General features: G+C 70.9%; 26 protein-coding genes. 9 read left to right on the plus strand and 17 right to left on the minus strand.

Annotated features, from left to right (window positions below):
* Positions 1-35 precede the first annotated feature (35 nt).
* Positions 36-1,049 carry an alpha/beta fold hydrolase gene (locus ACZ7OU_RS00575; RefSeq protein ID WP_470239150.1) on the minus strand — a complete coding sequence of 338 codons (1,014 nt, stop codon included), beginning with the start codon at positions 1,047-1,049 and terminating at the stop codon, positions 36-38.
* Between the two features lie 77 nt (positions 1,050-1,126).
* On the opposite strand from ACZ7OU_RS00575, the gene ACZ7OU_RS00580 reads away from it, so the two are divergent.
* Positions 1,127-1,753 carry a TetR/AcrR family transcriptional regulator gene (locus ACZ7OU_RS00580; RefSeq protein ID WP_125307066.1) on the plus strand — a complete coding sequence of 209 codons (627 nt, stop codon included), beginning with the start codon at positions 1,127-1,129 and terminating at the stop codon, positions 1,751-1,753.
* Positions 1,754-1,795: 42 nt separating this feature from the next.
* Here the strand turns inward: ACZ7OU_RS00580 and ACZ7OU_RS00585 are convergent, their stop codons facing one another.
* Positions 1,796-2,707, minus strand: a complete 912-nt coding sequence (locus ACZ7OU_RS00585) for an alpha/beta fold hydrolase (protein ID WP_470239151.1) — start codon at positions 2,705-2,707, stop codon at positions 1,796-1,798.
* The gene (locus ACZ7OU_RS00590) at positions 2,704-3,612 is read right to left on the minus strand and encodes an AurF N-oxygenase family protein (RefSeq protein ID WP_470253804.1); all 909 of its coding nucleotides are present in this window, start codon (positions 3,610-3,612) and stop codon (positions 2,704-2,706) included. Before ACZ7OU_RS00590 ends, ACZ7OU_RS00585 begins: the two co-directional genes overlap by 4 nt.
* Before the next feature lie 52 nt (positions 3,613-3,664).
* Between ACZ7OU_RS00590 and ACZ7OU_RS00595 the strand changes: the two genes are divergently transcribed.
* Positions 3,665-4,441 (plus strand): TetR/AcrR family transcriptional regulator, encoded by a 777-nt coding sequence (locus ACZ7OU_RS00595; protein ID WP_470239153.1) that lies wholly within the window; start codon positions 3,665-3,667, stop codon positions 4,439-4,441.
* Positions 4,438-4,755, plus strand: a complete 318-nt coding sequence (locus ACZ7OU_RS00600) for a DUF4873 domain-containing protein (protein WP_470253805.1) — start codon at positions 4,438-4,440, stop codon at positions 4,753-4,755. Before ACZ7OU_RS00595 ends, ACZ7OU_RS00600 begins: the two co-directional genes overlap by 4 nt.
* Before the next feature lie 42 nt (positions 4,756-4,797).
* Here the strand turns inward: ACZ7OU_RS00600 and ACZ7OU_RS00605 are convergent, their stop codons facing one another.
* The 3 genes from ACZ7OU_RS00605 to ACZ7OU_RS00615 form a co-directional block, all read right to left on the minus strand.
* Positions 4,798-5,265, minus strand: coding sequence for a pyridoxamine 5'-phosphate oxidase family protein (locus ACZ7OU_RS00605; RefSeq protein ID WP_155549232.1), 468 nt, complete (start codon positions 5,263-5,265; stop codon positions 4,798-4,800).
* Between the two features lie 170 nt (positions 5,266-5,435).
* Positions 5,436-5,666, minus strand: a complete 231-nt coding sequence (locus ACZ7OU_RS00610; protein WP_125307071.1) for a DUF3107 domain-containing protein — start codon at positions 5,664-5,666, stop codon at positions 5,436-5,438.
* Positions 5,667-5,785: 119 nt separating this feature from the next.
* A complete protein-coding gene (locus ACZ7OU_RS00615; protein ID WP_470239155.1) occupies positions 5,786-6,439 on the minus strand; it encodes a ferritin-like fold-containing protein in 654 nt (217 codons plus the stop codon).
* Positions 6,440-6,728: 289 nt separating this feature from the next.
* On the opposite strand from ACZ7OU_RS00615, the gene ACZ7OU_RS00620 reads away from it, so the two are divergent.
* Both ACZ7OU_RS00620 and ACZ7OU_RS00625 read left to right on the plus strand, forming a co-directional pair.
* Positions 6,729-8,459 (plus strand): DEAD/DEAH box helicase, encoded by a 1,731-nt coding sequence (locus ACZ7OU_RS00620; protein ID WP_470255854.1) that lies wholly within the window; start codon positions 6,729-6,731, stop codon positions 8,457-8,459.
* A 24-nt stretch (positions 8,460-8,483) separates the two neighbouring features.
* The gene (locus ACZ7OU_RS00625; protein WP_470239157.1) at positions 8,484-9,809 is read left to right on the plus strand and encodes an Rv3212 family protein; all 1,326 of its coding nucleotides are present in this window, start codon (positions 8,484-8,486) and stop codon (positions 9,807-9,809) included.
* Positions 9,810-9,912: 103 nt separating this feature from the next.
* Here the strand turns inward: ACZ7OU_RS00625 and ACZ7OU_RS00630 are convergent, their stop codons facing one another.
* From ACZ7OU_RS00630 to ACZ7OU_RS00660, 7 genes are all read right to left on the minus strand, one after another.
* The gene (locus ACZ7OU_RS00630) at positions 9,913-10,386 is read right to left on the minus strand and encodes a hypothetical protein (protein WP_470253806.1); all 474 of its coding nucleotides are present in this window, start codon (positions 10,384-10,386) and stop codon (positions 9,913-9,915) included.
* A 12-nt stretch (positions 10,387-10,398) separates the two neighbouring features.
* Positions 10,399-11,250 carry a RecB family exonuclease gene (locus ACZ7OU_RS00635; RefSeq protein WP_470255855.1) on the minus strand — a complete coding sequence of 284 codons (852 nt, stop codon included), beginning with the start codon at positions 11,248-11,250 and terminating at the stop codon, positions 10,399-10,401.
* 82 nt (positions 11,251-11,332) lie between these two features.
* Complete coding sequence (locus ACZ7OU_RS00640; RefSeq protein WP_470253807.1) at positions 11,333-13,810, minus strand: alpha-L-rhamnosidase-related protein; 2,478 nt, start codon at positions 13,808-13,810, stop codon at positions 11,333-11,335.
* Positions 13,811-13,935: 125 nt separating this feature from the next.
* The gene (locus ACZ7OU_RS00645; RefSeq protein WP_364523743.1) at positions 13,936-14,565 is read right to left on the minus strand and encodes a MarC family protein; all 630 of its coding nucleotides are present in this window, start codon (positions 14,563-14,565) and stop codon (positions 13,936-13,938) included.
* A gap of 1 nt (position 14,566) precedes the next feature.
* Positions 14,567-15,430, minus strand: a complete 864-nt coding sequence (locus ACZ7OU_RS00650; RefSeq protein WP_470239160.1) for a PHP domain-containing protein — start codon at positions 15,428-15,430, stop codon at positions 14,567-14,569.
* A 49-nt stretch (positions 15,431-15,479) separates the two neighbouring features.
* The gene (locus tag ACZ7OU_RS00655; protein WP_003095467.1) at positions 15,480-16,040 is read right to left on the minus strand and encodes a PH domain-containing protein; all 561 of its coding nucleotides are present in this window, start codon (positions 16,038-16,040) and stop codon (positions 15,480-15,482) included.
* Between the two features lie 21 nt (positions 16,041-16,061).
* Positions 16,062-16,226, minus strand: a complete 165-nt coding sequence (locus ACZ7OU_RS00660; RefSeq protein ID WP_196425937.1) for a hypothetical protein — start codon at positions 16,224-16,226, stop codon at positions 16,062-16,064.
* A 195-nt stretch (positions 16,227-16,421) separates the two neighbouring features.
* On the opposite strand from ACZ7OU_RS00660, the gene ACZ7OU_RS00665 reads away from it, so the two are divergent.
* The gene (locus ACZ7OU_RS00665) at positions 16,422-16,835 is read left to right on the plus strand and encodes an NUDIX hydrolase (protein ID WP_470253808.1); all 414 of its coding nucleotides are present in this window, start codon (positions 16,422-16,424) and stop codon (positions 16,833-16,835) included.
* A 61-nt stretch (positions 16,836-16,896) separates the two neighbouring features.
* On the opposite strand, the gene ACZ7OU_RS00670 is transcribed toward ACZ7OU_RS00665, so the two are convergent.
* Together ACZ7OU_RS00670 and ACZ7OU_RS00675 are read right to left on the minus strand one after the other, a co-directional pair.
* On the minus strand, positions 16,897-17,988 hold the full coding sequence (locus tag ACZ7OU_RS00670; RefSeq protein WP_470253809.1) for a DUF2332 domain-containing protein: 1,092 nt from the start codon (positions 17,986-17,988) through the stop codon (positions 16,897-16,899).
* Between the two features lie 7 nt (positions 17,989-17,995).
* Entirely contained in the window at positions 17,996-18,499 is a 504-nt protein-coding gene (locus tag ACZ7OU_RS00675) for a MaoC family dehydratase (protein ID WP_013223004.1), read from the minus strand.
* A 315-nt stretch (positions 18,500-18,814) separates the two neighbouring features.
* Between ACZ7OU_RS00675 and corA the strand changes: the two genes are divergently transcribed.
* The 3 genes from corA (at position 18,815) to ACZ7OU_RS00690 (ending at position 21,564) form a co-directional block, all read left to right on the plus strand.
* Positions 18,815-19,897: a magnesium/cobalt transporter CorA gene (gene corA, locus ACZ7OU_RS00680; protein WP_470239163.1), complete on the plus strand. Its 1,083-nt coding sequence runs from the start codon at positions 18,815-18,817 to the stop codon at positions 19,895-19,897.
* Between the two features lie 180 nt (positions 19,898-20,077).
* On the plus strand, positions 20,078-20,728 hold the full coding sequence (locus tag ACZ7OU_RS00685; RefSeq protein WP_470239164.1) for a metallophosphoesterase family protein: 651 nt from the start codon (positions 20,078-20,080) through the stop codon (positions 20,726-20,728).
* Entirely contained in the window at positions 20,725-21,564 is an 840-nt protein-coding gene (locus ACZ7OU_RS00690; protein WP_470239165.1) for a chromosome partitioning protein ParB, read from the plus strand. Before ACZ7OU_RS00685 ends, ACZ7OU_RS00690 begins: the two co-directional genes overlap by 4 nt.
* Here ACZ7OU_RS00690 and ACZ7OU_RS00695 read toward each other — a convergent pair.
* On the minus strand, positions 21,561-22,310 hold the full coding sequence (locus tag ACZ7OU_RS00695; RefSeq protein WP_470253810.1) for a hypothetical protein: 750 nt from the start codon (positions 22,308-22,310) through the stop codon (positions 21,561-21,563). The two genes, ACZ7OU_RS00690 and ACZ7OU_RS00695, sit on opposite strands and share 4 nt — an antisense overlap.
* Positions 22,310-22,804: a SigE family RNA polymerase sigma factor gene (locus ACZ7OU_RS00700; RefSeq protein ID WP_470253811.1), complete on the minus strand. Its 495-nt coding sequence runs from the start codon at positions 22,802-22,804 to the stop codon at positions 22,310-22,312. The genes ACZ7OU_RS00695 and ACZ7OU_RS00700 overlap by 1 nt, the downstream gene beginning before the upstream one ends.
* Positions 22,805-22,808 lie beyond the last annotated feature (4 nt).

Below are 22,808 nucleotides of genomic sequence, written 5' to 3' on the forward strand. Positions count from 1 at the left end.
GCGGTCCACCCGGGGATTGTTGTCGCCCGATCGGGCTACCAGGTGCCGGCCTCGACGTGCTCCCACATGCCGAGCACGGCCTTCGCCACGACGATCGGACGCTCCATCTGCGCGACGTGGCCCGTCCGCGGCAGGACGAGCAGCCGGGCCCGCGGGATCACCCGGGCCGTCCGCGTGGCGCGGCGCACGGAGATGACCCGGTCCTCGCGGCCCCAGACCACCAGCGTCGGCGCCCGCACCCGCGGCGCCGCCGACCAGAGGGACGCCTTCCCGAGCGTCGACCACGCCCGGAAGATCGCGAACGTGCTGCGGGCCATGGCCGGCGCGGCCCAGGTGAACCCGGCGCGGGCGCCGTGCTCGTCGGCCAGCTCGTCCAGCCGGCTTTCCGGGAACCGCGACGGGTCGGCGAAGCACAGCTTGATCACCTGCGCGGCGCGTTCGCGCGGGCCGAGGGCGGCCAGCTGCGCCCGCACCCGCGCGCCGACCAGCGGCAGGTACGCCAGCGCCATCCGCGGGTCCGACAGCCGCCGCGGGTCGACGCGGCGGTCCGGCATCGCGGGCGAGATCAAGGTCAGCGTCTTGACCAGCTCGGGACGGCGTTCGGCGATGAGCAGCGCGATCGCCCCGCCCATCGAGTTGCCGAGCAGGTGCACCGGCGCGCCGACGTCCTCGATGTGCCGCGCGACGACCTCGGCGTGGGCCTGGAGGCTGAAGTCGAAGCCCTTCTCGGGCTCCGAATAGCCGAAGCCGGGCAGGTCGGGCGCGGTGCCGCCGGCGACCGGCGCGAGGAGCGCGGCCAGGTCGGTCCAGTTCGTCGACGAGCCGCCGAGACCGTGCACGTAGACCGCCGGAACGCCGTCCGGGCCGGGCGTGCGGCGGACGTTCAGGCGGGCCGTGCCGACTTCTTCGAAAGTCGCCGGCCACGGCGGGAGGATCGGCTCCAGGGCGGGTAACTCCCTGGTCGAGAGGGGCACGTGGGTGAGGGGCACCCGCGTCGTCACGGCGGCGTTCACGGGTCCAGGATGCCCGACACTTGGCAAGGCATACATACCGGCGAGTAATCTTCAGGACGACTTCACGCGGTGGCGACCCCGCCCGTCGAAGGTGTGAAGACGGGAGGATGGGCATGACGGAGATGACGCGGCTGCAGCAACGTGGGGTGCGCCTGCCCCGGACCGAGCGCCGGGCCCAGCTCCTCGCCGCGGCGCAGCGGGTCTTCGCCGAGAACGGCTACCACGCCGCCGCCATGGACGAGATCGCCGAGGTGGCCGGCGTCAGCAAGCCGGTGCTGTACCAGCACTTCCCCGGCAAGCTCGATCTCTACATCGCGCTGCTGGAGAGCCACGTCGACGAGCTGGTCAAGCGCGTGCAGACGGCGCTGGACTCCACCACGGAGAACCGCCAGCGCGTCCCGGCGACGGTCGGCGCGTTCTTCGACTTCGTCAGCAACGACGCGGGCGCGTTCCGGATGGTGTTCGAGTCCGACCTGCGCGGCGAGCCGGCGGTCCAGGAAGCGGTCGACCGCGCGACGTCGGCGAGCGTGGACGCGATCACGGAGACGATCACGGCGGACGCGGGCCTCGACGAGGACAAGGCACGGCTGCTGGCGGTGGGCCTGGTCGGGATGAGCCAGGTCAGCGCGAGGTTCTGGCTGCAGCACCACCAGTCGATGAGCCGCGAGGAAGCGGTCGCGCTGACGGCCAACCTGGCGTGGCGTGGCATCGGTGGTGGCTTCCCGCTCAAGGACTCCTGACCCGCCGAAGCGGCACTTCCCCGGGGAAGTGCCGCTTCGCGGTCAGCGGGTGGCGGCCACCCGGACCAGCGCGCTGATCCTGCGGGCGACCTCGAACGGACGCTCCTGCGGCAGCATGTGCCCGGCTCCCGGGAACCGGACGAACTCCGCGTGCGGCAGCTCGTCCGCGATCACCTTGGCGTGCGCCAGCGGGCAGAGCCGGTCCTTCTCCCCCGCGAGCACCACCGACGGGACGTCGCACAGCGCGCCCAGGCCGCCGACGCCGCGGTGGGCCGCGATCGCGTCCAGGAACATCCCCGCGCTCGCCGGGTGCGCGCTGAGCAGCTGCTCGACGACGCTGTCCACCTGCTCGCGCCCCGGACGAAGACCGAAGACGAGCCGTCGGGCGCCCGAGCGGACCATCCCCGGGCGCAGCCGCAGCGTGTCCGACCGGAGCCGGGCGAGCAGGCGGGCCACCCGCGGCTCGAAGCGCGTTACACCCCGGCCGACCAGGCCCGGGAAGCCCAGCGTCAGCTGGTCCATGTCCCCCGACGACGTCGCGACGAACGCCGCGCCCGCCAGCCGCTCGCGGACGAGAGCGGGGTGCCGTTCGGCGAGCACCATCAGCGTCATGCCGCCCATCGAGTGCCCGGCCAGCACCAGCGGCCCTTCCGGGACGCGGTCGGCGATCAGCTCGGCCAGGTCGTCGGCGAGCCGGGCGATCGACGCCGAGCCCGCGCGGGCGTGCGCCGAGCCGCCGTGGCCGCGCAGGTCGTAGCGCAGGACGCGCACGCCGGGGTCGAGGTGCGGCAGCACGAAGTCCCACGTCCGGTGGTCCTGCGTCCAGCCGTGCACCAGCACCAGCGTCACGGCCGAATCGGCCGGGCCCGACTGCGACACGTGCAGCGCGGCGCCGTCGCTCGCGACGAACCGGTGACCGAGCGACGGGTCCCGGAGCCGCGACGCGGTCGTCACCGGCCCGCCGGGAGCAGGAACGACTTGCGCCAGAAGTACTTCCCGGGCAGCCCGACCAGGCCGGACTCCTCCAGGAACGGCATGATCTTCTCCCCTGCCCACGCGATGGTCCCCTGCCAGTGCGGGTTGTTCAGCGCCGCTTCGACGCCGTCGCGCGGCCGGATGCCGACCGCCTTGTAGACGTTCGGGTTGATGAACGCCCGCGTCACGAAGTACGAGATGAGCGCGATGACGAACTGCTGGTAGCCGATCTCGGCCTTCGACAGCTTCGCCATGCCGCGAGTGACCTCTTCGCGGGCGAAGGTGACGTGGCGCGCCTCTTCGAGGACGTGGATCCGGTTGACCATCCGGACCAGCGGCTGGACGCCGTCGTCGTTCATCTGCTCGCGCTGCAGCCGGTCCAGGACCTCCTCGGCCACCAGGATCGCGCCGTAGCGCGCCGGGCCGTAGGAGATCGTGGGCATCAGCTTCGCCAGCTTCCGCAGCCACGGCACCGGGCCGTAGGCGGGGCAGCCGATCCGCGTCGCCATCCGCGCGAACATCGTCGAGTGCCGGCACTCGTCGGCGATCTCGGTGAGGGCGAACTGCGCGTGCGCCGACGTCGGGTCCTGCTCGTAGACCTCCTTGAGCAGCATCTGCATCAGGAGGATCTCGAACCACAACCCGGTCGTCGCGACGCTCGCGACCTCGTGCTTGCCCAGCTCGATGCGCTGCTCGGGGGTCAGCTTGTCCCAGAGTTCGGTGCCGTAGAGCGAAGAGCGCTCGTCGAGGATGAAACGCTTGCCCTCGACCAGGGGCGCCGCCCAGTCGATGTCGACGTCCGGGTCGTAGAACTTGTTGGCCGACGACTTCAGCAGGCGGTCCGCGGTCTTTTCGCGATCCGGTTCCTTCAGCGTCCGCGTCATCGCCGACACCCCTTCCAACATGTAACTTGAGGTAACAGTTACCTCTGGTAGCATGACCCTGGTGATCGAACGTGTCAAGCGCTCCGGCAAGCCGTCCAAGCACTCGTCGCGCGACGAGGAGGCGACCGGCGATGCCCGGCGCGACCGCTGGCGCAAGCACCGGATCGCGCGGCGCAAGGAGTTCGTCGAGGCCGCGCTGCGGGCGCTCGACACCCACGGACCGGACCTCGGCATGGAGGACGTCGCCGCGGAGGCCGGTGTCACAAAACCCGTGCTGTACCGGCACTTCGACGACAAGGCCGACCTGTACGTGGCCCTCGGCCAGCGCGGCACGGAGATCCTCTTCGAGCGGCTGATCCCGGCGATCAACGCCGAACTGGCGCCGGTGCCGCGGATCCGGATGGCGCTCGACGCGTTCTTCACGGTCATCGAGGAACACCCGAACCTGTACCGGCTGCTGGCGCACGGGCGGCCGGAGAAGCCGGTCTCGTCGGACGTCGTGGCCGAGGACAAGGAACTGATCGCGACGGCGCTGACCGCGCTGCTGGGCGACTACATGCGGATGTTCAACATGGACTCCGGCGCGGCCGAGCCGTGGGCGCACGGCATCGTCGGCATGGTCCAGAACACGGGCGAGTGGTGGCTCGGCCGCCGCTCGATGGGCCGCGACGCGGTCGTCGAGTATCTGACGCAGATCATCTGGGCGGCGATCGACGGGCTGACCCGCCAGAACGGCGTGGTCATCGACCCGAACCTGCCCCTGGAAGCCAACAAGGTGGTCCAGCTGGGCCGCGCGGAGTCTTCGGAGTCCTTGGAGGAGACGTCATGAGCGAGCACGACGAAGACGGCTACAGCGGCGAGGCGACCTTGGTCGTCGACGGCGTTTCCCTGACGACGACGGTGGAGCTGCGCGGCTACTTCCAGCCGATCGACGGCTTCTACCGCTGGTACGGGCGGGTCGCGGTGAACGAGGAGCTGACGAAGCTGGCCGGCGGCAAGAAGAAGCCGGTGTCGATCCAGGCCGGTTCGTACGCGGCCGACGGGGAGCTGTCGGACCCGGACCCGTGGGGGCGCTACCGGATCATGGGGACGAGCACCCCGCCGTTCCACGTGCCGACGTCGCTCGAGGAGCTCAACGCCTGAAAGCCGGGGCGGCCGACCCGCGCGGCGGCCGACCCGGCCGGATCAGGGGTGGCGCGGGCCGGGCAACGGGCCCGGCAGCTCACGCCCGGGCAGCCAGCCGTTCGGGATGTCCGTCGCGCGCCACTTGCGGACGCTCAGGCGCACGGCGGTGACCGGGGCTGCCAGGAACGGCCCCGCCTCGGGCACCTTCGCGACGAGCAGGTCGCGCACCAGCGCGTCGTCGTCGGCCGGGACGACCTCGGCCAGCGCCTGGGCCTGCAGGAACGGCTGCATCGGCGAGCCCGTCGACACCACCACCGAGACGACCGGGTTCTCGCGGACGGCGGCCAGCGTGCGGCCCCGATCCTCGAGGACGAGGTTCAGCGTGAACGGTCCGCTCTCGGCGAAATACACGCCGCCGACCCACGGGCCGTCGCTGCCCGAGGTCGCGAGGAACATCGACTTGTGCGCGGAGAGGGTGTTCCGCACGAGATCCGCCACGTCGCTCGCCATCGGCTCGACAGTGGTCATGCTGGGTGCTCCTGGGGGTCGTGGCGTCCGGGTCCCGTGACACCGGATCGCTCGCCGAAGTTAGGCGGCGGAATCGCGACACACCAAGGAGAACCGACCGATCCGGTGAACCCCGGAGCGCACGAAGGCCACCCCGGGCGGTCCCGGGGTGGCCTTCGAGTGGCTACGGGTCAGTCGCCGACGCCGAAGCCGACCTTGCGGACGTCGGACGGGGCGATCTCGACGTACGCGATGCGGTCGGACGGGACGATGTACTTGCGTCCCTTCTCGTCGCTGATGCGGAAGAGCCCGTCACCGGCCGTCAGGGCCTCGGCGACCAGCTTCTCCACCTCTTCGGGAGACTGGCCACTGGACACCACCAGCTCGCGCGGCGTGTCCTTGATGCCGATCTTGACCTCCACGTGGGACCTCCGCTGGAAATTCGTAAGGGATGTGCTCGGCAAGGCTAACCGAACGGGCTCGTTCCGGTGGCGCATGTCCGCACCTGACCGCGTCGTCACTTCCGGGTACTCCATCGGGATCAGCCCAGGCCGAGCGCCTGCATGCGCTTGGTGTGCCCCTGTTGCAACCGCCGGAACAACGCGGCAATTCCGGAGAGGTCACCCGAGCCGCCGATGATCAGCTCGGCCAGCCCGTCGCGCTCGGCGACGACGTACTGGGCCTGGGTCAGCGCCTCGCCGAGCAGGCGGCGCCCCCACAGGGCGAGCTTGTCGCGGGTCTTGGGGTCGGCTTCGATGCCGGCCGCGACTTCGCGTTCGGCGAACGCCGAGTGGCCGGTGTCGGCCAGCACGGTGAGCACGAGGTCCTTGGTCTCCGGGTCGAGCCAGCTGGCGATCTCCCGGTAGAGGTCGGCGGCCAGCCCGTCGCCGACGTAGGCCTTGACCAGCGACTCCAGCCACGACTTGGGCGGCGTCGAGGCGTGCCAGGCGTCGACCTGGGCCACGAACGGCTCCATCGCGTCTTCGATCTTGACGTCGTGCGCGGCCAGGTGCTGGGCGAGCAGGCCGTAGTGACCGATCTCCGCGGCCGCCATCTGCGCCAGCGCGGCCCGCCCGGCGAGCGTCGGGGCGCTGCGCGCGTCTTCGGCCATCCGGTCGAACGCGGAAAGTTCGAGGTAGGCGATCACACCCAGAAGGTCTACGACGCCTTCGGGAGTCTCTTTCGGCTCGGTCACGGGGGCAGGGTATCGCCGAAGCACCCGGGCGTGTCGGGACGAGACCGATCACACTGGTTCCGGCGTGCCGGGTAGTGTCGAAAAACTGCTGACCAGGTACACTGCGGATGATATCGAAGCTTCCGTACGCCATACCGGCGTCGGGATCAGGCAGGTCACGTGGCTTGCCGACGTACTGCAATGTGCGTGCACGCCTCTTCCGGCATTCCCGGGACGGACCGGTTCCGCGCTCAAGATCAGCGCCAGGGACCAGGGTTTACTCCCGGTCGAGTGTCGAGCGGACCCAGGGCTGTGCGCGCTGGTCACGAGAGAGGCGATCACCCTGACCGCAGAAATTCCCACAACCGAACAGTCCCCCGCCGTCGCGCTGGAACACAGCGAGACCGGTCCGGCCGCGCTCGACACCTCGCACCCGCTCCAGGCGGGCGTCGAGGTCGAGCCCGAAAACCCGACCTTCGCGTCCTTCGGCGTCAAGCCGGAGATCGTCAAGGCCCTCGGCGAGGCCGGCATCGAGCGCACCTTCGCGATCCAGGAGCTCACCCTGCCGCTGGCCATGGCCGGCGACGACCTCATCGGCCAGGCCCGCACCGGCATGGGCAAGACGCTGGGCTTCGGCGTCCCGCTGCTGCACCGCGTGCAGGTCCCCGGCGACGGCACCCCGCAGGTGCTGGTCGTGGTGCCGACCCGCGAGCTGTGCATCCAGGTCGCCAACGACCTCAAGGGCGCCGGCAAGCACCTCGGCATCCGCACCCTCGCCATCTACGGCGGCCGCCCCTACGAGCCCCAGATCGAGGCGCTCCGCAAGGGCATCGACGTCGTCGTCGGCACCCCGGGCCGCCTGCTCGACCTGGCCGAGCAGCAGCACCTGGTGCTGGGCAAGGTCCGCGGGCTGGTGCTCGACGAGGCCGACGAGATGCTCGACCTGGGCTTCCTGCCCGACATCGAGCGCATCCTCCGGATGGTGCCGGACGAGCGGCAGACCATGCTGTTCTCGGCCACCATGCCCGGCCCGATCATCACGCTGGCCCGCACGTTCCTGCGCCAGCCGACGCACATCCGCGCCGAAGAGAACGACGCGAGCGCGATCCACGAGCGCACCACCCAGTTCGTCTACCGGGCGCACTCGATGGACAAGCCCGAGGTGATCGCCCGCGTCCTGCAGGCGAAGGACCGCGGCCTGACGATGATCTTCAGCCGCACCAAGCGCACCGCGCAGAAGGTGGCCGACGACCTGGTCGAGCGCGGCTTCGCGGCCGCCGCCGTACACGGTGACCTCGGCCAGGGCGCCCGCGAGCAGGCACTGCGCGCGTTCCGCTCCGGCAAGGTCGATGTGCTGGTCGCGACCGACGTCGCCGCCCGCGGCATCGACATCGACGACGTCACGCACGTCATCAACTACCAGTGCCCGGACGACGAGAAGACCTACGTCCACCGCATCGGCCGCACCGGCCGCGCGGGTCGCACCGGGGTCGCGGTCACCCTCGTCGACTGGGACGAGATGCCGCGCTGGAAGCTGATTTCGGACACCCTCGGCCTCGACAAGCCGGAGCCGGTGGAGACGTACTCGTCGTCGAAGCACCTGTACGAGGACCTGGGCATCCCCGAGGGCACCACCGGCAGGCTGCCGCTGGGCAAGCGCACCCGCGCCGGCCTGGGCGCCGAGGTCGAAGAGGACCTGGGCGGCAAGCGCCGCGGCCCGCGTGGCCGGGGCAAGACCGAGGACACCCCGGCGGAAGACGCGCCGCGCAAGCGCAACCGCACCCCGCGCAAGCGGACCCGCGGCGGAGCGCGGTCGGCCGAGGGGATCGAGGCCGCGGACAACGCCGCCGCCGCTTCGCCGGACGAGGCCCCGGCCTCGGAGGGACGCACCCGGTCGCGTCGCCGCACCCGCGGCACCGCGCCCGAAGCGACCGGCCCGGCCACCGAGAAGGAAGCCGGCGACAACGCCGAGCGGCCCGCTCGGCGGCGCCGCCGTCGCCGTCCCGCCGCGACGTCTGATACACCTGCGTCGGCAGACTGAACCTGAGCGCGGGGGTCCGGGCACGTGAGCGACGACGTCGAGAAGGCGCCTGAAGACGCGCCCGAAGAGACCCCCGAGTACGGCTCGGAGGACGTCCTCGAGGACGTCGAAAGCACTCCGCCCGCCCCGCGGGTCAAGGCGCGTCGTTCGCCTTGGAACCGCGGGCGGGACCGGGTGATCGCGGCGCTGGTCGCGGTCACCGCGGTCGCCGTCGCGCTGGTGGTCGGCGTGACGAGCGACAGCGCGGCGACCGACCGGACCGAGGCGGCGGCACCCCCGCCGTTGCCGGCGGCGCCGGACAAGGTGCCCGGCTCGCTGGCCGAGATCTGGAGCGCCCGCAGCGGCGCGACCCCGGTCCCGGTGGTGGCGGGCGACACCGTGGCGACGGCGGACGGCGGCGAGGTCGCCGCCCGCGACCCGCTGACCGGGCAGATCCGCTGGCACTACACGCGTGACCTGCCGTTGTGCACGGTGAACGAGACGTGGGGGCGGCTGAACGCCGTCTACCACAAGACCGAGAACTGCAGCGAAGTCACGCAGCTCGACCCGGGCACCGGGCGGATCACGGCGCAGCGCAACGGCAACGCGGAGCTGGGCACGCGCCTGGTCGGCGACGGTTCGCACGTGACCGCGACGGGCAAGAAGCTGCTGACGACGTGGCGCGACGACCTGGTGCAGAGCGCCGAGTACGGCCAGGTCCCGGCGCTGGTCAACGCGGGCAAGCAGCCCCGCACCGGCTGCACGTACGGCACGGTCGCGGCGGCGTCGGGCAAGGTCGGCGTCATCGAGCACTGCCCGGGCGACCCGGCCGACCGCCTGACGGTCTACAAGGCGGCGCCGGAGAAGGACGACGAGCCATCGGTGTCGTTCAGCAGCGTCCTGGCGGGCAAGCGGGCGCGTGTGATCGCGATGTCCGGCGACCTGACGGCGGTGGTCCTGCCGGACCAGAAGCTGATGGTGGTCTACAACGGCGACGGTTCCCAGCGCGCGGCCTACCCCCTGGACGTCCCGGCGGCCGACCTGGCGGCGGATCCCCCCGGCGGCGTCGAGGCCACGACCCAGACGGCGCAGAACCTGTACTGGTTCAGCGGGTCGAAGGTGGTGGCGTTGTCGCGTGACGACCTTTCGCCCCGGTGGACGCTGAGCAGCGCTTCGGGCCCGGGGATCATGTTCGCCGCGCAGCTGGTGGTCCCGATCAAGGGCGGCCTGGCGGTGCTGAACGAGAACGACGGTTCGACCATCCGCACGGTGGGCGTGGACCGGCGCGGTTATGCCGGAGTGGTCCGGCTGGGCGCGGCGGGCCCGGTGCTGCTGGAAGAACGCGGCGACACGCTGACCGCCCTGAAGTAGGGCCACAGGCAGGCGACTTCACCGCGCGCGTGATCGGGCGGGCTTCGCGCGTGTCTGCGCGGGCATCACGCGTGATGGGAGGGGCATCACGCGCGAGCCGGGCTCAGGTGAGCCAGAAGAGGGTCAGGGCCGAGACCGTGAACAGCACGACCGCGAGGCCGGCGCCCACGGCCGGGGCGCCGTTGCGGCGGTCCGCGACCCGCTGGGCCAGCAAGGCCAGGATCGCCGCCACCGGGTGACCGATCAGCAGGACCGCGCCGGGGCCCGGGGCGCCCGTGTTCAGGTCGATCCCCGCCACCACCAGGACTCCGATGGCCAGGACCGTGAGCCCGGCGGCGAGTGAGCCGGTGAACCCGCGCCACCAGCGGCCGCCTTGCTTCGCGGGCGCAGCGGGTTCAGCGGGCGCGGCGGGCTCTTCGGACGCGTCCGGCGGCTCGGGCTCGACGCGTTCCTGGGGAACCGTCTGCTCCTCGCCCGGCTCAAGCGCGATCGGCTCGGTCTGCTGCCGCGGAACCACCGGCTCGGCGCCCGCGGGCAGGGGCACCGTGGCCAGCTCGTCGGTCTCCGGTGAAGCCACTTTCCCTCCCTGTCACGGCGCGAGCAGGTCCCACGGCTGCATCTGCGGGGCCGCTTCCTGCCCCGCCTTGCAGCTCGGCCTGAAGTCGCACCAGGCGCAACGGCGGTCCGGGCGGGCCGGGAACAGCACGTCCCCGTCGCCGCCCGCGTCCAGGGTATCCGTGGCCAGCCTGAGGTCTCCGGCGGTCTCTTCGGCGCGTTGCAGCTGCCGCCGCAGGCTCTCCGGCGTGTGCTCGGCCGCCGCGATCGTGCCGGTCGGGAGGTGGTGCAGCTCCACGGTCGTGCACGGCATCCGCAGCGTCCGCGCCGCCGCCACCGCGTACAGCGCCAGTGCCTGCGACGCGCGGGCCTCGTACTCGTCCGGCGGACGGCGTCCGGTTTTGTAGTCCACGATGACCAGTTCACCGTCACGGGCGTCGATGCGGTCCGCGCGGCCCTCGATGATCATCGACGGCTTCTCCCCCGGCGTCGCGCTGACCGGTGCCGACACCCAGCGCTCGAGGCCGACGGGGTCGTGCGTGACGTCGTTGTCCTCGACGTACTCCGCCACCCACCCCTTCGCGCGCGCCCGGTAGCGCGCCGCCTGCTCGTCGCTCTCGAAGCCCGCGTCCTTCCAGAACTCCGCCACCAGCGCCACCGCGCGCTGCGGCACGCGCTTGAGCACCGGCAGGTCGAACAACGCCCGCAGCGCGTTGTGCACCACCGCGCCGAGCGTGCTGTGCGCCCACGGCCCCGTGCGTTGCGGGGTAGGCCGTTCGAGGTACGCGAGCCGGTACCGGCGCGGGCAGTCGTCGAAGGTGGCCAGCCTCGCCGGCGACACCTTCGTGAGCCGCACCGGTTGCGCCACGCCGAAGTCGAACCCCATCTGCTCCTTCACGGCTGCCACGCTACGCACCACCACCGACACTTTCCGCGCGGGGCGAGGCCGCCCCGCGCGGAAAGTGCGGCTACCGCACCACCAGGACCGTGTGCGTCCCGCCGGAAACGGCCAGCGCACCGCCGGCCGCGGCCCGCATCGGGCGCCCGTCGAGCAGCACCAGCCGGCCGCCCGGGACCACCAGCGAACCGGACGTCCCGCGCGGTGCCGTCACCGTCAACGAGAACACCGAACCCTGCTGGGTCCACGAAGCCGACACCGCGCCCTTCGGCGTCGGCACCGCTCCCCTCGCCCAGGCAACGGAACCCGGGTGCGGCGAAACCGTCCACGTCGCGAAGCCCGGCGAAGTCGGCGAGACGCCCAGCAGCTCGTTCGTCAGAGCGGGCACGACCCCGGTCGACCAGCCGTGCGCGGCCGACGTGTAGCCCTGCTCGTAGTGCGATCCGCCGTCGCCGATGCCTTCCCACGCCGTGATGCCCGGGTCGTGGGACGCCATCCAGCCGTACATCCGCTTGATCTGGTCGATCGCCGACGTCGCCTGCCCGGTCCGGAACCGCGCCTGGATCTCCGGGAACGACGTGAACGCGTACACGCGCTTCGTCCCGTCACCGACGAGAGTGTCGTTGTCCATGAACGGATTCCCGTACGGCAACGCCCCGGCCGCGAGCCGCGCCAGCGACGACGTGGCCTGCGCCGGCGACGCGATCCCCGCGACGATCGCCTGGCTGTTGCCGTCCTGGCCGTGGCGCACGGCGCCCGTCCCCGAGTCGAGGTACGCGCCCGCCGCCGGGTCCCACAGGTACTGGTTCACCGCCGCCGCGACGCCGGAAGCCCGCGAAAGCCACCGATCCGCGTCGGACGTGTGCCCGGTCGCCCGAGCGAGCCCGGCTGCGCCTTGAAGCGCGCGGACGTACAACGCGTTGTAGTACGTCACTTCGCCGGTACGCGGCAGGAACGCGTAGTCGCCGTAGCCGCCGGTGCCGTTGAGGCCCTTCGAGAGCAACCCGCGCGAATCGGTGACCGACGGGTACCACGCGTCAAGCGTCTTCACGAGGTTCGAGTAGTACGAAGACGCGTACGCGGTGTCGCCCGTGTAGAGCACGTAGTCCCAGCTCGACGTCACCCACCAGAGCGGATAGTCGAACAGCGGCAAGGTGTAGTTGTTGATCGACGCGGGCGGGATCCAGCCGTCCGCGCGCTGGTGGTCGGCCAGGTCGGCGAGCACGTTGCGCGCCGCGGTGCCGTCCTGGTGGGTCAGGTACTGCGTCAGCCCGGACACCGCGACGTCGCCGACGTACGGGTCCCGGTCGCGCTTGGCGCCGTCGTGCAGCACCAGTTTCCCGTCCAGTGAAGGCGAGAACGCACCGCGTGGGTCCACATCGGACTCGCGGAAGGTGTCCATGCCCAGCTCGTTCGTGTAGGACGCGGCGTACCAGTAGCGGTTCAGGGCGTCATCGGACGACTCGAACCAGCCGCGGTAGCTGCTCGGGGTCCCGAGGAACGGCGTGAAGTCGAGCGAGACGCCGTTGATCCGCACCTCACCCGACGGCTGCGTGAGCGGCGCGTCCGACGCGAGCGCGTCGAGGCTGATCCGCAGGTAGCGGAAGCCGCGCAGGCCGTCCGCGCACACCCGGGAACCGGCCGCGCAACCCTTGGTGTCCCGCCAGACGGTCGGCGTCGCGGGCACGGCGATCTGGTCGCTGCCCGGCCCGCCGGAGAAGTCCGAGCGCGAGAAGTCGGACCGTTCGCCCAGGTACTGCTGGGTTTCCGAGGTCGACACCCGGACGCCGGGGTGGTTCGCCGACGCGCCCGCGAACGAGATCTTCGGGTACCCCGCGACGACCTTGCCGAAGTCGACCACCGCGACCGGCACCGGCGGGTCGGCGACCAGGCCGGGCCAGACCTCGGTGACGCGGCTGAACTCGCCCGAAGGCGTGCTCTGGTCCTTCGTGACGGTGATGCGGACCTGCGCGGTCGTCACCGGCCGGTCGAAGGTGACCGCCCGCTGGACGGCGGTGTTGCCACTCACCGAAGCCGCGACGCGCCAGGCGCCGCCGTCCAGCACCTCCACCGTGTAGTCCTGCGGCACACCGTCCACACTGGACAGAACGGTGACGCCGGGGAGCGCCACCGACGCGGCCGAGGTGATGGTCAGGACGTCCGGGTAGGCGCCGATCGTGTCGTCGTTCCAGAACGTGTCGAGGTTGCCGTCGACGGCGTTGCCGGGCGCGTACGTCCGCGGCTGGCCGTTCCCGCCGTTGTTCGGCGCGTGGAACGACGACGCGGCCGCCGTGGTCCCCGCGGGCCAGGCCGGCTTCGGCGGCGGCGCCTGGCGCTTGAACGTCGTGACGCCCCGGCCGAGCAGGCCGTCCGGGTTCGTGACGTCGCCGGTGGTGGACAGGACCTTCACCGGCCGCACGTCCCGGCTCGTCGGCGCGACGACGTACTTCTGCCAGCTCGGACCGGGCAGGGCGGTCGCCGCCGGCGCCGCGACCACGCCGCTCGCCACCAGGACCGTGACCGGCAGGATTGCTCTGAGCCACTTCATCGAGGCCTCCGCAAGGCGTTTGAATCGTTTCAAGCGCTGGGCTGGGATTCAATCTGCGGGAGGCGTGCCAACGATGTCAACGAACCCGCCGGTTCCTGTCCGGCAGGACAACCCGAAAGGCGGGGTCAGCTGCCGCCGGCGATGAAGCCCCGGACGGAGTTCGCGACGAGCTCCACGGCGATGGCCGCGAGCAGCAGGCCGGCGACCTTGGCCAGCAGCGTGATGCCGCTTTCCTTGATCAGCCTAATGACGACGCCCGAGTAGCGCATGCAGATGTAGATCACGAAGTGCGTGGTCACGATCGCCAGCGCCAGCGCGATGTACGCGCCGATGTGCCCGTCGGCCTGGCGGACGAACACGATGGTCGCGGCGATCGCGCCGGGCCCGGCCAGCAGCGGCGTGCCGAGCGGCACCAGCGCGACGTTGACATCCTCCGCGGCCGCCTCGGGCTCGTGGCCGCTGCCGGTGAGCAGCTGCAGCGCGATGAGCAGGAGCAGCAGGCCGCCGGCGCCCTGCAGCGCCGGGATGCCGATGCCGAGGTAGGCCAGGATCGCCTGGCCGGCGACCGCGAACAGGCTGATGACCAGCAGCGACACCAGGACGGCCTGCCGGGCGGCGCGCGCCCGCGTCGCCAGCGGCTTGCGGCCGACCAGGCTCAGGAACACCGGCACCGTGCCGGGCGGGTCCATGATCACGACCAGGGTGATCGTCGCGCTCATGAAGAGCTTGGCGTCGAAGAAGTCGGCGATCGCCATGTCAGCTCTTCACGACCTGGAAGCCGGTCGCGCGCGCGACGAGCTCCTCGAGCTGCCCGGGGTCGGTGGTGCACTCGCCGAGCGCGATCGTCTTGTTCGTGCCGTGGTAGTCGCTCGACCCGGTGACGAGCAGGCCGAGCTCGCCGGCCAGCGCACGGGTGCGGGCGCGCGTCGGCGCGTCGTGGTTGGGGTGGTCGGCCTCGACGCCGGTGAGCCCGTGCGCGGCCAGGCCGGCGAGGGTCTCTTCGCTGATCGTGGCGCCGCGGCTGAAGGCGAAGGGGTGCGCGATGACCGTGACGCCGCCGGCCGCGGCGATCATGTCGATGGCTTCCTCGACCGGCGTGTCGCGGCGGGCGACGTAGTAGCCGCGGCGCGGGCTGAGGTAGTCGGCGAAGGCCTCGTCGACGGACTTGACCAGCCCGGCCCGGACCAGCGCCTGGGCCAGGTGCGGACGCCCGGGCGGCGAGTCCTCGGGGAGCAGGCCGAAGATCTCGTCGGCGTCGATCGGGAGGCCGTCGGCGGCCATCCGCTCGGCCATCCGGCGCAGGCGCGTGCGGCGCTCGACGCGCAGCCGGGTCTGCTCGGTGACGACCGGCTCGGACGTCGGGTCGAAGAGGTAGGCCAGCAGGTGGACGCTGATCTGCCGGCCGGTTTCGGGGTTGATCGACACCGTCGAGAGCTCGGCGCCGGGGACCAGCGTCAGGCCCGGCGGCATGGCTTCGGTGGCGGGCGCCCAGCCCGCGGTGGTGTCGTGGTCGGTGATCGCGACGACGTCGAGCCCGGCTCTCGCGGCCGCGGCGACGAGCCCGGCCGGCGAGTCGGTGCCGTCGGAAGCGGTGGAATGGGCGTGCAGGTCGATGCGCATCGGGTCCATTGTCGACGATGCGCTGCGTCACACGCGCGGCGGGATGAGGCTAGCCGACCGGCTTCTTGCCCCGGGCGGCTCGCTGGGCCTTGATCATCGAGAAGCGCTCGGCCTGCTTCTGCTTGTCACCGAAGACGAGCTCCGAGATCGTGTCGTAGAACTCTTCGGGCCGCGGCAGGAAGTCGATCTTGTTGAGGGCCTGGATCTGACCGGCCGACTCGACGACCATCGTGCCGTAGCCCATCATGCGGCCGGTGGCGGTGCGGACGTAGCTGAGGTCGGTGACCTTGCTGATCGGCATCATCAGGACCTTGGTGGTGAACACCCCGGTGGTCATGACGAACCGCTTGTCGGTGACCACCAGCCGCTCGACCCACCACTCCATCACCACGTAGGCGAACCGCAGCACGACGAGGAGCGCGACGTACCAGAGGATGTTCTGGCCGATGTACAGCGCCGGTGGCAGCAGGTAGGACACCAGGACGCAGACGGCCAGCAGGGCCGCCGCTTCGAAGGTGTCCCACAGCAGCACCGCCCAGTGGCGGCGGATCCGGATGACCCGCCGCTCGGTGTCGAGGAGGTACTCGTCGGGATCGCGAGGCGCGAACATGGTTCGAGGGTAGCCTCGCGATCAGCCCTTGAACACGTTGCTGACGAAGGTGATCACCGATTCGGCCGAGTCCCGGAGGAACTGGACGATGTTGCCCACAAGCCCCGCGGCCTGACCGGGCTGGGCAATGACGAAGAACAGCACCAACGCGATACCGGCGAGGCCCGCAATCTTCTTCACGTTCACCGCGATCAAATCCCGTCTCTTACGGTGACACCGGACAACAGCTGAAAGCCTGACTTTTACGTTGTACCGCACTGAACAGGCACACGGGAGGTAAGTCCCGCGCTTGGGTCAGCACGTGGTCCGAAGTGTACCGTACGGCTACTCTCCGTGTACAGGACATCCGTTTTCAAGTCGGTCACGTCTACCCTTCGGGACATGGACCGCCTCACCAGCACCACGATCCGCTGTGTCGGCGGCATCGCGTTCGACCCGCACGGCCGCTTGCTGCTCATCCGGCGGGCGAATGACCCCGGTTCGGGGCAATGGTCGCTGCCGGGTGGCCGAATCGAACCGGGCGAAACGGACAAAGAGGCCGTGGTCAGGGAGCTTTTGGAAGAGACCGGCCTCGACGTGATTCCCGGCACACTGGTCGGGACGGTGACCCGCGGGCCGTACGAAATCCACGACTACTGGTGCTCTGTCGCCGGCGGGGTCCTCACGGCGGGTGACGACGCGTCGGACGCGCGTTGGTCCGATGCGGCAGACCTGTCGGCGCTGGAGGCGGCCGGGGCCCTGGTGGATCTCCTGTACGTGACCCTCCGCGACTGGAACTCGCTGCCGCGGGCCTGAAAAGCCGCGAAGGCCCCCATAACGGCCACAAAAGCCGGCACGAAGGCCTTCACCGCTCACGTCAGAGCGGCAGCCAGGTCATCCGCTGACCGTGCGGAGCGGTCCGGGCCAAGGCATGAGCCTCCGCCTTGCCGCCCTCCCACCGCACGACGCCCAGCGTCGCCAGCCCGTCGCCCACCAGGTCGTCCCGGCCCGGCAGGACCAGCTCCAGCCCGGCGCCGTAGAACTCCTCCGACACCCACCACAGCGGCCGTGAAGCCGCGAGCGAGGCCAGCTGCTCGACGAACTCGGCCCGCCGGTCGGCCGGGAAGTACGCCAGCGCGTGGCTCGTGACCACCACCAGCGGCCCTTCCAGCGACTCGGCGGCCGAAGCGAGGTCGTCGACGCCGTCGCCCGCCATGAGGCGGGGGCGGTGCTTCGCCTGCTCGGCCGCCGCCGTCCTCAGCAGCCGGATGCGGTCCGGCTGGTCGGCCCAGACGCACGCCTCCAGCCACGCGAGCTCGTCCTCGTCCGAGAGGTCCACCGGCGCGCGGTCCAGCCCGGCCCGGTCGAGCAGGGCGAGCTTCTTCGGCAGCTTCGGGGTCACCGCGCCGGGCGCCAGGTCGAGCGCGCAGTGCAGCCCGACCGGGGTCTTCGCCGGGCCCGCCGTCAGCTGCTCGCCGCCGTCGCACTGGTAGCGGTAGCCGAAGCGGTCGAGGCCCAGCAGCAGCCCCGCGCTGCAGCCGACCTCCAGCAGCGAGACCTTCCCGCCCGCTTCCTTGGCCGCGCGGGCCACCCCGGGGTACAGCAGCGCGGCCCGCCGGACCTCGTTGGTCTGCGTGTAGCGCGAGGCGATCAGGGCCCGCGCCTTGTCCGCCCGCTCCAGCAGGAACGACCGGAACAGCGGCCAGGTCTCCGAGTCGACGCCGTCGAAGCCGCCCAGCGACGGGTAGTACCGCGAAAGCGGGTGGATGGGGTCGGCCTGCACGAGCCGGTGCGCGGTCGCCATCAGCAGCGTGCCGCGCACCTCGCCGTCGCGCGCCGAGGCGAGCAGGCCCGCCACGTCGTCGTCCGACGCGGCCTGCGTCGCCAGGTGCTCGTACAGCGGCGAGACCCCGCGGGCCTCGACTTCCGCGAACGTGCGCAGTATTTCCTTGATGTGATCCAGGTCCATCAGAGCCTCATTCGTGGGGCACCGGACGGCCCGGCTGCTCCCCGCCCCGAGTTTCCCCGTAAGAGCGCTTGGGCACCATCACCTTCCGCCGGAAGGTGCACACGATCAGGCCATCCTGCTTGTAACCGCGGGTCTCGACGTACACGACACCGCGGTCGTCCTTCGACTTCGACGGCGTCTTGTCCAGCACCTCGGTCTCGCCGTAGATGGTGTCGCCGTGGAAGGTCGGCTTGACGTGCTTCAGCGACTCGACCTCGAGGTTCGCGATGGCCTTGCCGGAGACGTCGGGCACGGACATGCCCAGCAGCAGCGAGTAGACGTAGTTCCCGACCACGACGTTCTTGCCGAAGTCCGTGGTCTCTTCGGCGTAGTGCGCGTCGAGGTGCAGCGGGTGGTGGTTCATGGTGATCAGGCAGAAGAGGTGGTCGTCGTATTCGGTGACCGTTTTGCCCGGCCAGTGCTTGTAGACCGCACCGACCTCGAACTCCTCGTAGTACCGACCGAACTGCACTCGTCTCTCCCTGTTCCGCGTAACACCGCGTGAGGCTGGTACGACACGCATCCGTAGTGAGGAGTACCCTCAACCATTGGTGTTCGCGCGTCAACGCGAGCCCCACCACTCTGGACCCGGCCCGAAGGAGGTGAGGAACCCCGATGAGTAGTGGCGATAGTCCGCTCCCTAGTACTCCCAGCGTTCCCACCACACCCGCCGGCCGGCTCATCTCCTGGTAGGCCTTTTCCCGGGAACGCTGGTGTCGCCGGGCGGACGCGTTCCGCCCCTGGTCAGTCGTCTTCGCACGACCACGCACGACGCCCAGGAGATCCCATGCCTGCCATTCCCTCGCTCGGTGGCCTCCGCGGCCGCGGCAACAAGGGCGCCGTCCCCGTCCGCCCGGTCCCGGTGCCGCTGTCCGCGTACGTCGTGGACTGCGCGGTGTACGTCTCGGGCGAGCGCCTGCCCGGCCGCTGGACGCACATCGAAGCGATCAAAGAGGTCCGCAAGCGCCACGAGGGGTTCGTCTGGATCGGGCTGCACGAGCCCGACTCCCAGCAGATCCAGGGCATCGCGGAGACGTTCGGGCTGCACGAGCTGGCCGTCGAAGACGCTCTCGAAGCGCACCAGCGCCCGAAGCTGGAGCGCTACGACGACACGCTCTTCCTGGTGGTCAAGACCGTCCGGTACGTCGAACACGAATCACCCACCACGGCGAACGAGATCGTCGAGACCGGCGAGCTCATGGTGTTCCTCGGCCGCGACTTCGTGATCACCGTCCGGCACGGGAACCACTCGGGCCTGGCGCGCCTGCGCCGTGAGCTCGACGACGACTCCGAACGCCTGCAGCTCGGCCCGGCCGCGGTCGTGCACGCGATCACCGACCACGTCGTCGACCACTACCTCGACGTCACGGGCCGGATCGAGAACGACATCGACGTCATGGAGGCGCAGGTCTTCGCGCCCCGGTCGCAGGTCAGCGCCGAGCAGATCTACCTGATGAAGCGGGAGGTCCTCGAGCTGCGCCGGGCGGTGATGCCGCTCGCGACGCCGATCCAGCGGCTGGCCGAGGGCTACACGCGGCTGGTGCCGGACGAGGTCCGCTCGTACTTCCGCGACGTCGCCGACCACCTCACGACCGTGTCCGAGCGGGTGGCGGCGTTCGACGAGCTGCTGTCCACACTGGTCGACGCGACGGTCGCGAAGATCTCCCTGCAGCAGAACACCGACATGCGCAAGATCACGTCGTGGGCGGCGATCATCACTGTGCCGACGATGATCGCGGGCATCTACGGGATGAACTTCGACTACCTGCCCGAGCTGCACTGGAAGTTCGGGTACCCGCTGGTGATCACGGTGATCCTGGCGATCTGCCTGTTGCTGTACCGAATATTCCGGAAGAACGGCTGGCTCTAGGTCCCCTTCCTCCCCACCGGAACCCTTCGGAGAACCGCCATGTCCAGGATGCTGTCCAACCTGAAGTTCTGGGCGCTCGCGCTCAGCGTGCTGTGGATCGTCGTCATCACTTTCGTCATCGTCGCCGACCCCGGGTTCGCGCACGGCATGAAATAACGCCCGGGGTCGTACCCTGGGTCCATGCCGAAAGCGCTGGTCGTCTCCGACGAGGTCGACGAGCGGCTGTGGACCGACGCGGTCCGCGCCGTCGCCGTCGACCTCGTCATCGGTGCCGGCGACCTCCCCTACGACTACCTCGCGTTCCTGGCCAGCGCGCTCGACGCACCGTGCGTGTTCGTGCCGGGCAACCACGACCCGGACCTGAGCGGCTACACGCGCTACGGCGGACTGTCCATGAAGGACGGTTTCCCCACGGTCTGGCCGGGCCCGGCGGGCGGCGTCAACGCCGACGGCCGGGTCGTCGACGTCGCCGGGCTCCGGTTCGCCGGGCTCGGCGGCTCGATCCGCTACAACGACGGTCCGAACCAGTGGACGCAGCGCCAGCAGGCGCGCCGGGCCCGCGGCCTGGTGCGGCGCGCGCGGTGGCGGCGCCGTCGTGACGGCCGCGACGTCGACGTCCTGCTGACGCACTCGCCGCCGCTGGACCTCGGCGACCGGGCGGACCCGCCGCACCGCGGGTTCGCGTGCCTGCACCGGACGATCGACGTGCTGCGCCCGAAGTGGTTGCTGCACGGGCACATCCACCCCCACGGCGAACCCGTACCGGACCGGGTCGTCGGCGAAACCCGGATCCGCAACGTGGTGGGCCACCGGATCATGGAGTTCTCATGAAAGAGACGGGGTTTCCCCGCGCCGACGCGGAGAACGACTTCCTCCGCGCGCGCCGGGGCCAGGTGCTCTCGCGGCTTTCGACGTGGCTGCGCCGAGAGCCCGACGACGTCAACATCATGCTGCCGTTCCACGAGGTGGTGGAGGCACTCGGGTACGCGGGCGAGCACCGGATCGGGCTGCGGGTGATCAAGCTGGACTCGATCGTCGGCACGGTCGACCGCAGCCGCGACTTCGACCGCCGCTTCCGGCCGACGACCGGCCGGGTCCGCGAGCGCTGGGAACGCTTGGCGTTGGCGGCGCGGCGGGGTGAGGAGATCCCGCCGATCGAGGTGTACCGCGTCGGCGAGCTGCACTTCATCATCGACGGCCACCACCGCGTGTCGGTGGCCCTCGCCCAGGGACTGTCCACAATAGAGGCATTCGTGACGGTGGTCCGGACCAAGCTGGACCCGAGCGGCATCCGCCACCGAGGCGACCTGATCGTCAAGGACTACCGGCGGCTGTTCCTGGAGCGCGTGCCGTTGACTGGGCACGCGCGGGCGTCGGTGATCGTGTCGGACCCGTGGGACTACGCGAAGCTGGGCGAACACGTGGAGGCGTGGGGGTTCCGGCTGATGCAGGACGAAGGCAAGTTCTGCGACCGGCCGACCGTGGCGCAGCGGTGGTTCGACGAGGAGTTCGTGCCGGTGGTCGGGATGCTGCGGCAGGCGGACATGATCGGCGACCGGACGGACGCCGAGGCGTACATGTGGGTGGCGGCGGAGCGGTACCGGCTGATCCGCACGCATCGCTGGGACGACGAGGTCATCGAAGCGTTGCGAGCCAAGGGACGTTAGAAACCCAGCCCCGGCGTCAACGCCAGCCGCCGGATCTGGTCCTCCGTCAAGACCGGCTCCGGGCGCTGCTCCGGCAGGTGGACGTCCTTCTGCTCCAGCACCCCGCTGTTGTTCGACCAGACCTGCAGGTACCCCCACGGTGCCGACAACGACGCCCGGAAGCTCAGCGCGCCCGAAGTCCGGTCCGTGCTCAGCATCAGGCCGCCCTCGGGGAGCTGCTCCACCCCGCACCGGACCTCGACCGTCGTGGGGCGGCCGCACCGGGGCGTCCCCGCGGCTCCGGACGGCAGCATCAGCACGTACACCGAGCCCGTCCCGCGCGCGTCCGTCACCCGGACGCCCATGTGGAACAGCGCTTCCCGCGGCGCGTCCCCCATCGGGTCGGCGACCAGGTGGAACGGATCGGCCGGCGGGGTCTCCCCCGGGGTCGTCAACCGCGTGATCCGCACGTCGGGGTCGAGCATCGACCGGACCGCGTTGCCGATCAGGCAGCTCAGCCGGTCGACGATCGCCGCGCGTGTGTCCGACGCCGTGGGGCACGGCGGTGCCGCCACCGGGGCGCGGTGCGGCAGCACCACCACCGCCAACCCGAGCGCGAGCACCACCACGACCAGCGCCACCGCCCCCGTGAGCAGGTGCTGCCGTCGCGAACGGCGGGCCGACGCCAGCACGCCGGCCGTGGAGAGACCCAGCGGGGGCTCGCCTTCGGTCACGTAGGCCGTCAAGGCGGATCGGATGTCCTTCATCACCGCTCCTCCCCCGTCGGCGCGGGCAGGACCGCGCGCAGCGCCTCGACCCCGCGGGCCGTCTGGGACTTGACCGTGCCCTCGGCGACGCCGAGCAGCGAAGCGACCTCCGCCACCGGGAGGTCTTCGAGGAACCGCAGCACGACCATCGCGCGCTGCCGGGGCGTGAGGTCGGCCAGCGCGCGTTCGACGTCGAGCCGCGCGTGCGTGTCACGGCCTGGCGGTGACTCCTGTTCCGGCACCACCGACGTCACGTACTCGCGCACGGAGGTCCGCCGGCCGGCGAGGAACAGGTTCAGCAGGATGCGGCGGGCGTACGCGTCGACCGTGTCCGGCCGGACGCGCCGCCAGCGGCGGTACAGCTGCACGAACATGGCCTGGACCAGGTCTTCGGCCTGGTGCCAGTCGCCGCAGAAGGCGAACGCCACGCGGCGGAAGCGCTGCACCCGCGCGGCGAAGTACTCGCTGAAATCGAGGTCTCTCGACGCCCCCACCCGG

It is taken from the genome of Amycolatopsis sp. NPDC114505 (assembly GCF_055633615.1).